This window comes from Paraprevotella clara YIT 11840, assembly GCF_000233955.1.
GTDB lineage: Bacteria > Bacteroidota > Bacteroidia > Bacteroidales > Bacteroidaceae > Paraprevotella > Paraprevotella clara.
Genome location: NZ_JH376599.1, coordinates 126,255 through 140,885 on the forward strand (window position 1 = coordinate 126,255; position 14,631 = coordinate 140,885).

The window sequence follows — 14,631 nt, forward strand, 5'->3', positions numbered from 1 at the left end:
AGACTTTCTTAGGAGACTTTTTCGCTTTTTTTGTGTGAATGAAACAAAATAAAAGGAATATGATACATGGGCGAAAATGACTTTTCATTTTATCCCGTAATTTAGCACCCGATAATGAGAGTGACGATTTATTATATAGAAACTAATAACATTAATAAAATAATCTAATATGAGTTCAAGGAAAAACAGAAGAAGATTCGCTCCGTTTTGGACTGGTTTGGCATGCTGTGCCTTGGGTTGTTTCTACTCCTGTAATGATGGCTACGATTTGATGGATGAAGATCCGGCGTGGCTGGGTAGTAGTATTTACGACTATTTGAAGTCGAATGGGAATTACACCAATGTGGTGAGGATGATTGATGACTTGGGGTATACCGAAGTCCTTGCCCGTACGGGAAGTAAGACCTTATTTGTAGCAGATGATGATGCTTACGCGCGTTTCTATAATAATAGGAAATGGGGTGTAGGAAGTTATGAAGACTTGTCCGTGGCACAGAAGAAGCAGTTGCTTTATGGTTCGATGATCAACAACGCCTGCCAGGTTGCTTACTTGTCAAGTTCTACCGGGCCGACAGAAGGTGACTGTATGCGCCGCTTGACTTCAGCATCGGCATACGATACAGTGCCTATTTTGAAACCTGAAGATATGCCGGATACAAAGTATTGGACATATTACAAAAATTCAGGTAAGGCTATCCCGTGTTTGGAAGATATGACCACAGCGCCTATGATTCATTTCATTGAGGCTTATTTGCAGAACCGTCGTATATCCAATGATGATTGTAATTTCCTATTTAATTATGCAACGGAACGTAAGCCGGGTGATGCCAATGTTAATGGAGTGATGATGGTAGAACAAAACATTCGTTGTTCGAATGGTTTTGTACATAAGATGGGGGATGTGATGACCCCGCTTCCTAATTTGGCTAATGTCATTGCAGGAATGCCACGTGCACAACAGTATTCAAAGATGTTGGATCGTTTTTCAGCACCTTATTATGATGAATCGTTGACACGAGAGTATAATCGTTTGTATGGTACTAGTTATGATTCCGTTTTTCAGAAACGTTATTTTTCTGAACGTTCACAAAAAGGACAGCCTTTGAATCTCACGCAGAAAGAAGAACCGGTAGAAGCGATGCTAAAATTCGACCCGGGATGGAATGAATATTATTCAGAGTTAAATGCCAGTGTCTCTACGGATGTACTTTTGCAACAAGATATGGCTGTTATGCTTGTGCCGACTGATGCCGCACTTACAGAATATTGGGAGAATGGTGCCGGAAAAGTATTGAAAGATAGGTATGGGGCTTGGGAGAATGTTCCGGATAAAGTGCTTTCGAAGTTATTGAACGTAAACATGCTTAATTCTTTTTCAAATTCTGTTCCCAGTAAATTCAGCACAGTATTGAATGATGCGAATGACGAACTGAAGATTAAAAAGGAAGATGTGGATAGCGTATTCTTCGCTTGTAACGGAGCTGTTTACTTGACGAATAAGGTATTTAGTCCAGTAGCCTATATATCCGTTTCGTTTCCGGCTTTGGTTAACGAAACGATGAATATTATCAATTGGGCTATTGAACAATATGATTACGATGTATATCTAAATTCGCAAAATTCTACTTATAGCTTCTTCATTCCGACGAATCAAGGACTGTTGACTTATGTTGACCCATGTTCTTTTGGTAAGAATCAGACTCAGATTTATGAGTTCCACTATGACGAGAAGGCTCAGACGGAAGCAGAGAAAGTACGGGCTTTTATTTTTAACTATGATGTGGAGTCTGGGACAAGGCTTGATTCGATAGGTGAAGCTTCAACGACTCAGATACGTGACCGTTTGACGGATATTTTGGAAACACATATTGTGGTCGGTGATGTGGAAAGTGGGGAAAAGTATTATAGGACAAAAGACGGAGGTACGATTCTTGTCGAGAATGCCGGGCAGTCTAATATGACAATTGCCGGAGGATGGCAGTTGGAACATGGTAAAAACTTGCCTGTTGCACAAATCTATCAGGAAGAAAATGGTAAGGCGTATATATTGGAGGGATCGCTTATACAGACAGCCCAGAAATCTGTTCCCGATTTACTGAAAGAACATGATGAGTTTTCGAAATTTTACGAATTGTTGGAAGGCTCCTCTATCATGTCAAATATTATTTCGACAGGAAGCGGTACTGATGCACCATCTTATGCTTGTCCAAGTCCGAGCATTACATTATTTAATACATTCCATTATACGGTGTATGTGCCGACTAACGAGTCTATACAAGCTTTACACGATGAAGGTAAGTTGCCGACTTGGGATGAGGTGGAAGCAGAACAGGATGAGGATGAAAAAGAGAAGAAGACAGAGCAGATTGAAAAATTTCTCAAATATCACATTCAGGATAATTCGTTATATATCGGGCAGGGGAAAATTGCCGAGGCTGAATATGAGACTTCCGCTTATGAACTCAATGGGACTGATAACACTATCTCATACTGTCGTTTGACAGTGGAGGGTGATGACAGTCATCTGACAGTAAAGGATGCGGCAGGAAACAAGCGTAATGTGTTGAAAAATGGTGGCCTTTACAACCTGATGGCACGTGAATACCAATACAATACTGCAGATGTGGCTTCAGCTTCGGAGATTTATACGACATCTTACGCTGTGGTACATCAAATTGATGGGCCATTAATGTGGGAAAAAGACGACGAAGCAGAGAATATGGAATAAAATGTCAAACCAAGTAATATTATAAATGAATGAAAACCCTATATCGACATATTATGTTAGGTGCGTTTGTCGCTTTGCCCTTGATGGGTTTTGCGCAAGCACCCGGGACGATGATTAGTGGTACTGTCTCTGACGATATTGAACCGTTGATGATGGTGAATGTTGTCGAAGTAGACGAGGCTAATCGTATCGTGGCTCACGGTGTAACGGACATCAATGGAAACTTTTCTTTCCGTATTGTGGATCCAAAACATCGTCTGAAGATTTCGTACGTAGGTTATGCCACACAACTTATCCCTATTAAAGGGACACGTTATAATATAAAGTTGAAGAGCAACTTGCAATTAAAGGAGGTGGTCGTGAAACAGAAGCGCGTAATGCAATCCAGTGGCTTGGCCATACCGGAACGTGAAGTTTCGGTGGCTCATCAAACTATTGATGCTAAAGAGTTTGAAGGATTGAGCCTGACGAGCATCGATGAAGCTTTGCAAGGTCGTGTGGCAGGTTTGGATATCGTGTTTAACTCCGGTGACTTAGGAGCCGGTACAACCATGCGTTTGCGTGGGGTCAGTTCTATCAACGGTAATACCCAACCGTTGGTAGTAGTAGACGGTAATGTGTTTGAAAGCGATTACTTGTCTGGTTTTGATTTTGCTTCGGCTACAGAGGAACAGTATTCCGAGCTATTGAATGTCAATCCGGACGATATCGCCAGTATTACGGTATTGAAAGATGCCGCGGGGACAGCCATTTATGGTTCGCAGGGAGCAAATGGTGTAATTGAAATTAAGACAAAGCGTGGGGTAAGGGGGAAGACGAGAGTGACTTATTCCTATGCGGCTACGATGACTTATCAACCCAAAGGCATGCGTATGTTGAATGGTGACCAGTACACTATGTTGATGAAAGAAGCATATTATAATCCTGCATTAAGTGATGCGTCGTCCAACATACCGGAATTCAATTACGATCCGTCTTTTGCGGAATATGAGAATTATAATAATAATACGGACTGGGTGGATGCTGTGACCCAAGTGGGTTGGTTGCAGAAGCATTATGTGACACTCTCTGGAGGTGGTGAGAAAGCTGCATTTCGTATCTCTGCCGGTTACGATCACCAGACGGGTACGGTTATAGCTCAGGAACTCGATCGTTTCACTACGCGTGTGGCTTTGGATTATTTTGTGAGTGACCGCATTAAGATTGTAACGAACTTTAATATGACGTATCAAGATAATCAGAAGAACTATGATGACCTGTTGAATATTGCTTACCGTAAAATGCCGAATATGTCTATTTATGAGCAAGATGCTTATGGTAATAACACTTCGAATTACTATCACATGTTGCCAACGGCATCTTCCACATTCCGCCAGGATAAAGACCAATACAGTTTGGTGAATCCGGTAGCTTTAGCATACGAGGCCACTAATGATGAGACATTGTATAAAATGCAGCCCGAGTTTCAATTGCATTATAATCTCTTGGGCTTGGATGAGACCAAGACGCAATTGAAGTATGAAGGCAAAGTGCTGTTCAATATTGAGAATAGGTATACGGACAAGTTCTATCCCTCCAGTTTGGTAACAGCCGGGTGGACGGATAAGAATAACAACAAAGCTTCATCGGAAGCATATAAGGGGCGGGCTATCACGACGACACATCGCTTGACATTTATTCCGCACATCATGAATACCGACCATTCTTTCATGGCGATGGCACAGTTCCAACTAACGGACGGTGACTCCAAGAAGCAGTTAAATTCTGTGTATAACCTTCCGACGGGAAGTATTCAGTCTCCTACGGCTGACGGCTTGATATCAGAAATGTCTACGTCTGCCGGTCAATGGAGGAGTGTTTACATGACGTTTTCAGCCCATTATGCATTTAAGAGTCGTTATATTGCAGACTTCTCTATTCGTCGGGATGGTACGACCAAGTTTGGCGATAATAAGCGTTGGGGGAATTTCCCGGCTTTGTCTTTCCGTTGGAATGTGGTGGATGAACCATGGATGAGAGGTACGCAAAAATGGTTGTCTATGCTCTCGCTTCGTCCGGGATGGGGGCGTGTGGGCAGCCAGCCTACGGATGAATATCTTTTTTTCTCGAAGTATACAGGCACGGATTCCTATAATGGAGCCAACTCCATTTATCCGAGCAATATCCGGTTGAGCAATTTGCAGTGGGAGGAGAAAGAAACATGGAATGTAGGTTTTGATCTTGGGTTGTTCAATAATATGATTACGGCAGATTTTAATATCTATACCCAAATGACATCTAAACTTTTGATGCGTGATGTGAAGCTTCCGTCATCATCCGGATTTTCATCGCTTTCTTGGACTAATGTAGGAAAAATGCGTAATAACGGTTGGGAATTCAATGTCAATGGGACGGATGTGGTCAAGGTCGGTAAATTCAGATTAGGTTTCAACGTGACGTTTGCCAATAACAAAAACGAAATCGTGGAGATGGATCCTACGGCTTTGTCCAGCCTGAATAAAGACTTCGATAATAAAAATGGTTCTTATCTGACCCGAATCCAGCTCAATAATCCATTTGGAGCTATATACGGTTTCCGTTATAAGGGCGTATATCAGTATTCTGATTATTCGGATGTGGAAGTTCCAGGTGTGAGTGGCCCGAACGCTCCGGTAGCTCGGGATGAGAATGGTAATGTGATTCGTGATAAGGCCGGTTTTACCATTCCAATGGTATTCGGTTATGACAAGACGACGAATACAGAACTGTATGAATTCCAAGGTGGAGATGCCATTTACGAGGATATTAATCATGATGGTAATATCAATGAGTTGGATATAGTTTATCTGGGTTCCTCTTTGCCTAAGATTACCGGTGGATGGGGACTGAAGTTTTCTTATGGCCGTTGGTCGCTCAATGCACAGTTTAACTTCCGCGTGGGGAACAAAGTGATTAACGAAGCCAGAATGAATGCGGAGTCTATGTATAATAACAATAATCAGGCTGCTTCTGTCAATTGGCGTTGGCGTACGGAAGGGCAGCTTGCGGAGATACCCCGTGCCTTGTATAACAAGGGATTTAATTATTTGGGAAGCGATCGTTTCGTGGAGGATGCTTCCTTCATGCGTCTGAATTATCTCTCTTTGGGCTATTCTCTCAACCCCAAGCTGTTGAGACGGATTGGGGTGACCTCGTTGAGCATCAATTTGAATGCCAGCAATCTATTTTGTCTGACAAATTACTCTGGAGCAGATCCAGAGGTCTCATATGGAGGGATGAATGTGGCCACAGATGGAGCCAAGACTCCGCGTTCGCGGCAGTTTACGGCACGTGTGCAGATAGGTTTCTAATATTTAAAATGTTTACGTTATGAAATTCTATATAAACAAACAAGTGACAAGGTTGTTCTCTGTAGCTTTATTCGCTTCTTCGCTGACAGCCTGCGATGATTTTTTGAATATTATTCCACTCAATGACGTGGTGCTGGAGAACTATTGGACAGAAGAGGCCGATGTGGCTAGTGTGGTGAATTCTTGTTATGCGCAGTTGGAGTCGGGCGATTGTTTGAAGCGGATGCTGGTATGGGGTGAGATGCGCTCCGATAATTTGACTACTGGGGCAGGTGCTCCACAAGACATTATCCGGATTGCGGAAGAAAATTTGTTGGAAACGAATGGTTATGCGAAGTGGGAATCCTTCTACCAGTGTATCAACCGCTGTAATACGGTGATTCATTATGCGCCTCAGGTGCAAGCAAAGGATCCTAACTATACGGAGGCTGAATTGAAAGCGAATATTGCAGAAGCTACAGCTATACGCAGTTTATGTTATTTCTATTTGATTCGCACATTCCGTAACGTTCCTTACGTGACGGAACCGTCCATTGACGATACGCAGAACTATCAGGTTCCAGCTTCCGGTTTCGATGAGGTATTGGCTCATATCATTGCAGACTTGGAGGCCGTGAAGAACGATGCGATACGGACTTATGGTGAATATAGTGATGACAACATGAACCGTATCACTCGTTATGCCATATATGCAATGTTGGCAGACATGTATTTGTGGCAGGGGGATTACCAGCGTTGCATAGACTATTGTGATTTGATTATTGATTACAAGAAAGAGCAGTATGATGATATGCTTCAGGAATCTTCTTCTTTTATTGAAAATGTCGAACTCTACGGTGAATTTCCTTTGATTTCGGAGGCTCCTTATGGCTCGTCTTATGCAGGCACGGCATTTACGGAGATATTTGGGGAAGGAAATTCCTTTGAGAGTATCTTTGAATTAAATTTTGTGGATTCGGAAACTCGCGAGAATCTTTTGACGAAAGAATTTTATGGAGCATATAATAGTACGAATGTGGGGCAACTTGCTGCATGCCCGTATCTGAATGCCCAAGTGGCAGATGGCTCAAACCCCTATTTCAAGCGTACAGATTGCCGGGTATATGAAAACATGTCAGGGGAGTCTACTGTGAGCATCCGCAAGTATGTCACAGCAGGTGTTGAGTTCAGGACAAATACGACTACGGGGTCAGCTCCAACGGTAACGGAATATACTCGTTCAAACAATGTGGGCAATTGGATTATATATAGGCTTACGGATGTGATGTTGATGAAAGCTGAAGCGGAGGTTCAACTTGCCGGAAATGTGGGAGATGGTTCATCGTTGACATCGGAGCAGGAGGCTCGTTACCGGACTGCTTTCTCCTGTGTGTCAGCCGTATGGAAACGAGCCAATAATAAGCGTGTGGCAACTACTGATACGTTGGTTTTTGAAGATTATGGCACATCACGCTTGAGCATGGAGAATCTTGTGTTGGACGAACGTCAGCGCGAATTGATGTTTGAAGGTAAGCGTTGGTTTGACCTGGTACGTCTTTGCCGGCGTGAGGGCTCCAACACCCGCATGTTGGATAAGGTAATGCAGAAGTTCAGTGAGAACACGGCTGCGCTCCGTATCCGTCTCTCGACTCCCGATGCTCTTTATTTTCCCTATCATGAAGATGAGTTGAAGGCCAATTCTTATCTGGTACAGAATCCGGCCTATGAGAATGAAAATATAACCACAACTGAATAAGAGATATGAAAAGAATAGATAAAATATTGATGCGGTTCGTGTTGGCACTTTTGGTCATACCTGCTTTCACAGTGTCTTGTTCAGACGAACCTTTGGCAGAGAATTATTATACGTTTACAGGAGAGATGGTAACCGACTACCTTCAGAACCGTTCTGGAGAGTTCAGCGACTTCATTACCATTCTTCAGCGTTCTGGTATGTATGGTATGATGGCAGCGTACGGGAGCTATACTTGTTTGGCTCCTAATAATAAAGCTGTGGAGCAATATCTTCATGAATTGGGGATTCAAAGTGTAGATCAGCTTACAAAGGAACAATGCGATACTTTGTCATGGAACCATATTATTGATCAGGCCTATTTCACTACGGACTTGATAGATGGGAATATACCCACGGCTAACATGAATGACCGTTATTTGACGTTTTCTTGTGACTCTGATGCATTGAACAACAATAATGTGATTTATTACATCAATAAGAGTGCGCGGTTGATTGTACGGGACGATTCTGTGGAAAATGGTGTGGTGCACACGCTTGACCGTGTGATTGTACCTCAGTCGTTCCTGTTGCCGGATTTATTAGCGGAAGATTCTACTATTTCCATTTTCAATGAAGCACTCAGGTTGACGGGGTTATGCGATTCGTTGAGACAGTATATCGATCCTACTTACTCTTGTGGGGAAGATTCGGTTAATCAGGATATGGTCATTTCTACGGGAGGGTCATCATACACTATGCGCTATGTGGGTACGCGGATGAAACGTTACACAGCTTTTGTGGAGACAGATGAAGTCTATGCGGCCAATGGCATTTATGATTTGGACGGACTGAAAGCACATGCCAAGCAAGTGTATGACCAGATGTATCCAAAGGATGCCGGATTGTATGATGACGATTGGACCAATCGTAAAAACCCCTTAAACCGCTTCATTTCTTATCATTTATTGCCATATTACGGGGCTTATAATGATTGGACTGTTTCGGGGGACATTAAAAACACATGTGCCAAGACGGATTTGATTGATTGTACAGATTGGTACACCACAATGTTACAGGGTACTATCATGAAGATGAGTACACCGTCCGAAGGTCTTTTCATCAACCGTAAAGGAGTGGGGGTACGTTATACGGTTCGGGGTACGAAGGTGCTTTCTCCGTCAGAAATTGGTGACGTGGACCAGCAGGCCTTGAATGGTATCTACCATTACATCGACCAGATATTGGATTATAACCAGGAGACTCGTGATGTCGTTTTCAACGACCGTATTCGTGTCATGGCAGCTACACTTTCTCCGGAATTCATGAATTGTGGGGCACGCGGAAATACAGAACGTGCCACGGGATTTAAAGTCGTTGAAGGATGGGACTTTCATGGTAAGACCCCGACCATGACTTTACGTAAGCGTGATGTATGGATGGTAACATATGCGGATTGTATCGACATGGTGGGACAATTTGACGTGACATTCAAGTTGCTTCCCGTACCTAAAGAAGGAACTTACGAGGTGCGTTTCGGCTATGGCTGGGGAGATATGCGTGGAAAGGTACAGGTTTATTTCGGTACGGACCCGGATGGTTTGTTGCCCATGGGGCTGCCTATCGACTTTACGCTTTGGCCTACCGATCCGTTAATTGGTTGGGTTGCTGATACTCCAGGGGACGAGGAAGGAAACCGTGCCATCGACAAAGCCATGCACAACCGTGGCTATATGAAAGATATGGATTCTTGGGCGCAAGGCGGGACAAATATCCTGAGAGACCAACCGATGAAATTGCGCAAGATTTTGACTACGGAGAATATGAGTCCGGAAAAGGATTATTATGTACGAATCAAATTGGTAGTGGATAACCCACAGGCCGAGTTACCTATCAATTATTTCGAGATTGTGCCGAAGAGCATCTATGCAGGGGTGGAAGCCGAGGACACCCATTAATGTGAGGTGATATAGGGTAAATATAAAAAATAGGTATATGAAAACAGATAATAAAATAAAGATGTTTGCGGTAGCTGCAACAGTCTTAGCAACCGCGGCTTGTACCGATACGTGGGACGAGCATTATGGTAATGAAGGCCGCCCTGTGTCCGACAAGTCCCTTCTTCAGGTGATGGAGGAGCAAAGGGATTTGGGCGACTTCCTCAAGGTACTGCGTGCCACGCATGTGTTTAACAATAATAAACCGACAAACGTGACGTACGCTGATTTGTTGGCTAGCGATCAGACTTTTACTGTATGGGCTCCCAAAGATGGGCAATTCAATGTGGATTCTTTGTTGGAGGAATGTCTGACCGTGTCGGGTGACTCTATGTGCGGACAGCATTTTGTGCAGAATCACATTGCACATTTCATCACCAATAGTACGGATATGAAATCGGTTCTTATGCTCAATAATAAGTATCTTGATGCCAGTCCCGGTTTTTTCCAAGGTGTGACGTATGAGTCTGGACGGGCTAATGAAGCGGCAAAGAACGGAATTTTGCATGTGCTTTCTGGTGAATTGCCTTATTTATATAATGTGTATGAGGCTTTGACTACTTTGTCGGAGTATTCCGGAATCGGTTCTTTTTTCAAAAGGTATGAAAAATTGGAATTGGATGAGAATTCCAGTATTCAGAGCGGCATTGTGGATGGAAACATTGTCTATTCCGATTCTGTGATGGTTACTACTAACATATTGTTTAGCAGGTTTGACCGCATAAACGAGGAAGACAGTAGCTTTATCATGTTGGTTCCTGAAACTCGGGTGTGGGATAAGGCTTATGACGAGGCACAGTCCTATTTTAATTACGGCAGCGTAAATCAGGCAGACTCTTTACAGCGTTTGTATGCCCATCAGGCACTTATTCGAGATTTGGTGTACAACCGGAATATAGGTTGTTCCCACATGGCAGATTCTGTGTATTCTATTGCCTATAACAAGTATGACGAGGAACGACGCCATGTGTATTACAAACCGTTGGCTGCCGGTGGAATTTTTTCTTCCGATTTCGTGCGAGATACGATGGCTTGTAGTAATGGAGCTATTTATAATTTGTACGAATGGCCGTTCAACCCCGAGGATATATATTTTTATCCTGTGAAGACCGAAGCTGAGTATGAGAGTATGATGACAGATTACGAAGATTGTACCTATGCATCACGCAGCTCGGTTGCCGACAGTATTTCCGATGGCTATTTGGTGATTTCTCCTCGTACGAATTCATCCAATTGGACTATGGAGTTCCAAGTTCCCAATGTGTTGTCCGGTACGTATGATGTTTGTGCGGTAGTGTTGCCTCGTACGGTGTATAATGCCAGCGACCGTAATTTCCGTCCATGTAAGTTCACTGCTTCTATCAGTTACGAGACGGAAGACGGGGTGGAACAGACCTATGATTTCGAAGACGAGGTGCAAAACGACCCTTATCGGGTAGACACGGTGAAAATTGGTACGTTCACTGTTCCGGTATGCAGTTATGGCCAACCTGATGCTAAAGTCCACTTGACACTGGAATGCAGTATCAGTCGTTCGGAGTCTGGGCGGTATAACCGCGAGATGTATCTTGATTGTTTATATTTCAAACCCAATAGAGAAGAAAAATAGTGCCATGAAACATATTTTATCAACATTTTGCCTGATGGCCGCTGTGGCAGCTCCGGTGGCGGCTCAAGAGGCGGAGCAGGATTCCGCCCAGGCTACGGTACGGGATTCCGCAAAGATGGTAAAGTCCATGTTGTCGGAGGTTCCGATGCGCGAAATTAAAGGACGTGTCTATGATAATGCTACTAAGCAACCGACTGCGGGTATCAGTGTCTCGGCATTCAATGACGCACGCTATGCGGCTATGACTGACGAGAAAGGGGATTACGTGATCCAAGTCCCGGTATATGTAACTTCCCTTTGGATGCGGGGTGATGGCTATAATGCCCTTCAAGTTCCAGTCGGTAGGGGAGAAGACTCGGTGGATGCTTATATTTTCAGCGATACTTTCAATCCGGTCTATACGGCTTCGGGGTCTGCTACGAGTGAAAAAACAGTGGCTGTGGATTATAATACGAATGAAGTTAGCATTGACGGGCAGATTCAAAACAAGTTGGGTGCTGATATACATACCGTTACGCGCAGTGGTGTGCCGGGGATGGGTGTGGCCATGTTCATGAACGGCTTGAACTCGCTCAATACCAACGCACAGCCACTGGTTGTTATTGACGGAGTCGTTACCGATATGAGGCTTTCGGCTCCTTCTGTTCATGACGGCTTTTTCAACAACCTCCTTGCGAATATTATGGTGGAGGATATTGAGAAAATCAGTGTTTTGAAGAACGGGACAGCTATTTATGGTGCGAAGGGAGCGAATGGGGTGATTCTTATCGAAACCAAACGTAACAAGAGCATGGCTACGAAAATAGATGTTTCTATCGGTGGAAGCTTTGAATTATTGCCAAAATCTATGGATATGATGGACGGGGAACAATACCGCATCTATGCTTCCGAACTGATAGGGACGACAGGTACTACCAATAACAGTTTCAAGTTTTTGCAGACGAATCCGAATTATTACTACTATGATGTGTATCATAATAATACGGATTGGCAGAAACATGTGTATGAGGAAGCCTTCACTCAAAACTATAGTATCAACGTGCAGGGTGGAGATGACGTGGCCAACTATAATCTATCCGTGGGGTATGCTGCATCTGATGCAACGCTGAAGAACAATTCTTTTTCGCGTTTCAATCTGCGCTTGAATTCTGATATCGTATTGGCAAAGAACCTCACGGTGCGTTTCGATGCAGCTTATAGCGATGTGACGCGCGATATGCGTGACGATGGGGCGCCGGCCACATTGGATGATGGTGTAATTTCTTCACCGGGATTCCTGAGCCTGATCAAGTCTCCTTTTCTCAGCCCGTATGCGTTTGACACAAACGGGAATATTTCTTCTTATTTGGCCGATGCTGATGATTACCTTTCCGATGTGTTGACGACCAAGCCTTATTTGAATTCGTTGGCCAACCCTTTGTTTATTTTGGAAAACGGAGATGGTGACAATAAAAATTATTTCGGTAACCGTCTCATTACATTAGCTGTGACTCCGAAGTGGAATATTAACCGTTATTGGAGCATTTCAGAGCATTTTGCATTCCAATTGGTGAATACGGATGAAAATGCCTACTTACCGATGAACGGTGTTCCGGATTTTGATGTAGAAGGTGTAGGTGAAGCTTTGCAGAATCGTGCTTCAGCTTTGGCAGCACGCGAAACGGTTATCATGAGCGACTCTTATTTCGATTATGCTCGCCGTTTCAAGGCGCATTGGCTCGGTTTGCGAGGAGGTTTGCGTTATCAGCGTACGAGTTACCAGTTGAATTCTCAGGTGGGTTACAATAGCGGAAACGATAAGACGCCTAACATGTCAAATAATTTACTCTACAAATCCACGGACGGTACGGAGGAAGAAGTGGTGGACATGACTTACTATCTTTCGGCCGATTACAATTGGCGTGAACGTTACTATGTTTCCGCTGCACTGAGTATGGCTGGTAGCTCCAAGTTTGGTGTCGATGCTGCCGACGGACTGAAGATCGGCAACTACGCTTGGGGGTTCTTTCCTTCGGTACAGGCAGCGTGGGTACTGACTAATGAGTCGTGGATGCCCCGTACTCGTGCTCTGAATTATTTGCGGCTGAATGTAGGGTTCGATCTTGTGGGTAACGACGATCTAGAAAGCCAGGCTTCGCGTACGTATTTTGTGGGGCAGAAGATGTGGAATACATCGACGGGGTTGTCTATGGCAAACATTGGTAATACGCAATTACAATGGGAGACTACGGCACGTTGGACGGCCGGTTTGGATTTGTCTGCTTTGGACAATCGCCTGGGTGTTAGTTTCAATTATTTTCATGGGATAACTTCCAATTTGCTCAGCTTGAGTGCATTGTCTTATATCAGTGGCTTGAAGGCCAATTGGAAGAACAGTGGCGAGATGAAAAACCAAGGTTTTGACGTAAGTCTGTCTGCCAGAGTTATTGATTTGAAAGACTGGAAGTGGAGTTTGGGAGCTAGTGCAGGACATTATAAGAACGAGTTGACTTCTCTGCCGAATGGTTCTTTTATTACGGAACTTTACGGGGGTAAAGTGCTTTCGCAAGTAGGTACGGCTGCCGGAGTGTTTTATGGCTACAAGACAGACGGGGTATTTGCTACAACGGAAGAGGCCGATGCTGCAGCTTTATATCAGGTAGATGAGACAGGGGCAAAGACTTATTTCCGTGCAGGGGACATGAGATTCGTTGATGAGGATGGCAACCATATAATTAATGAAAAAGACATGCAGGTTATCGGTGATCCCAATCCCGACCTTTATGGTAATATTTTCACTAACGTACGTTGGAAGAACCTTTCATTAGACGTTGTCTTTAACTATTCTTTAGGTAACGACGTGTATAATTATCAACGCCGTCTGTTAGAGAGCGGATCACGTTTCCACAACCAGACTACCGCTATGTTGTCCCGTTGGACACATGAAGGTCAGGAAACAGACATTCCCCGTATCTATTATTTAGACGCACCGGGTAATAGCCGCTTCTCCGACCGTTGGATTGAGGATGGTTCTTACCTTCGTCTGAAGAATGTCACGTTGAGCTATTACTTTCCCATCCATACAACTTATTTGCAGGGTATTACGATATGGGGAGCTGCCAATAATCTGCTTACGTTCACGAAGTATTTGGGAGCAGATCCGGAGTTCAGTGCAGACAACAGCGTGTTGTCCAGAGGTATCGATCGCGGTTTGTTGGCCCAAGGGCGTAATTTCTCATTGGGCGTAAAGATTAACTTGTAACATTCAATTAAAACGA

The 14,631-nt window shown here is 43.9% G+C and carries 6 protein-coding genes; all 6 read left to right on the forward strand.

Going from position 1 to position 14,631, the window contains the following annotated elements; translation table 11 throughout:
* The first annotated feature begins 169 nt into the window (after positions 1 to 169).
* Genes HMPREF9441_RS09095 through HMPREF9441_RS09120 form a run of 6 tightly spaced genes read left to right on the forward strand, consistent with a single transcriptional unit; the run spans position 170 to position 14,615 of the window.
* The gene (locus HMPREF9441_RS09095) at positions 170 to 2,728 is read left to right on the forward strand and encodes a fasciclin domain-containing protein (RefSeq protein WP_244949707.1); all 2,559 of its coding nucleotides are present in this window, start codon (positions 170 to 172) and stop codon (positions 2,726 to 2,728) included.
* Between the two features lie 29 nt (positions 2,729 to 2,757).
* The gene (locus HMPREF9441_RS09100; protein WP_008620372.1) at positions 2,758 to 6,057 is read left to right on the forward strand and encodes a SusC/RagA family TonB-linked outer membrane protein; all 3,300 of its coding nucleotides are present in this window, start codon (positions 2,758 to 2,760) and stop codon (positions 6,055 to 6,057) included.
* Between the two features lie 19 nt (positions 6,058 to 6,076).
* A complete protein-coding gene (locus HMPREF9441_RS09105; RefSeq protein WP_008620376.1) occupies positions 6,077 to 7,792 on the forward strand; it encodes a RagB/SusD family nutrient uptake outer membrane protein in 1,716 nt (571 codons plus the stop codon).
* 5 nt (positions 7,793 to 7,797) lie between these two features.
* Positions 7,798 to 9,726: a fasciclin domain-containing protein gene (locus tag HMPREF9441_RS09110; RefSeq protein ID WP_008620378.1), complete on the forward strand. Its 1,929-nt coding sequence runs from the start codon at positions 7,798 to 7,800 to the stop codon at positions 9,724 to 9,726.
* A gap of 37 nt (positions 9,727 to 9,763) precedes the next feature.
* Entirely contained in the window at positions 9,764 to 11,374 is a 1,611-nt protein-coding gene (locus HMPREF9441_RS09115; protein WP_008620380.1) for a hypothetical protein, read from the forward strand.
* A 4-nt stretch (positions 11,375 to 11,378) separates the two neighbouring features.
* Positions 11,379 to 14,615 carry a SusC/RagA family TonB-linked outer membrane protein gene (locus HMPREF9441_RS09120; RefSeq protein WP_244949708.1) on the forward strand — a complete coding sequence of 1,079 codons (3,237 nt, stop codon included), beginning with the start codon at positions 11,379 to 11,381 and terminating at the stop codon, positions 14,613 to 14,615.
* The last annotated feature ends 16 nt before the right edge of the window (positions 14,616 to 14,631 follow it).

Bases quoted from the DNA above. Each gene is read 5' to 3' on its own strand.
- HMPREF9441_RS09120 (WP_244949708.1), top strand. From the start codon at position 11,379: ATGAAACATATTTTATCAACATTTTGCCTGATGGCCGCTGTGGCAGCT.
- HMPREF9441_RS09095 (WP_244949707.1), top strand. From the start codon at position 170: ATGAGTTCAAGGAAAAACAGAAGAAGATTCGCTCCGTTTTGGACTGGT.
- HMPREF9441_RS09100 (WP_008620372.1), top strand. From the start codon at position 2,758: ATGAAAACCCTATATCGACATATTATGTTAGGTGCGTTTGTCGCTTTG.
- HMPREF9441_RS09110 (WP_008620378.1), top strand. From the start codon at position 7,798: ATGAAAAGAATAGATAAAATATTGATGCGGTTCGTGTTGGCACTTTTG.
- HMPREF9441_RS09115 (WP_008620380.1), top strand. From the start codon at position 9,764: ATGAAAACAGATAATAAAATAAAGATGTTTGCGGTAGCTGCAACAGTC.
- HMPREF9441_RS09105 (WP_008620376.1), top strand. From the start codon at position 6,077: ATGAAATTCTATATAAACAAACAAGTGACAAGGTTGTTCTCTGTAGCT.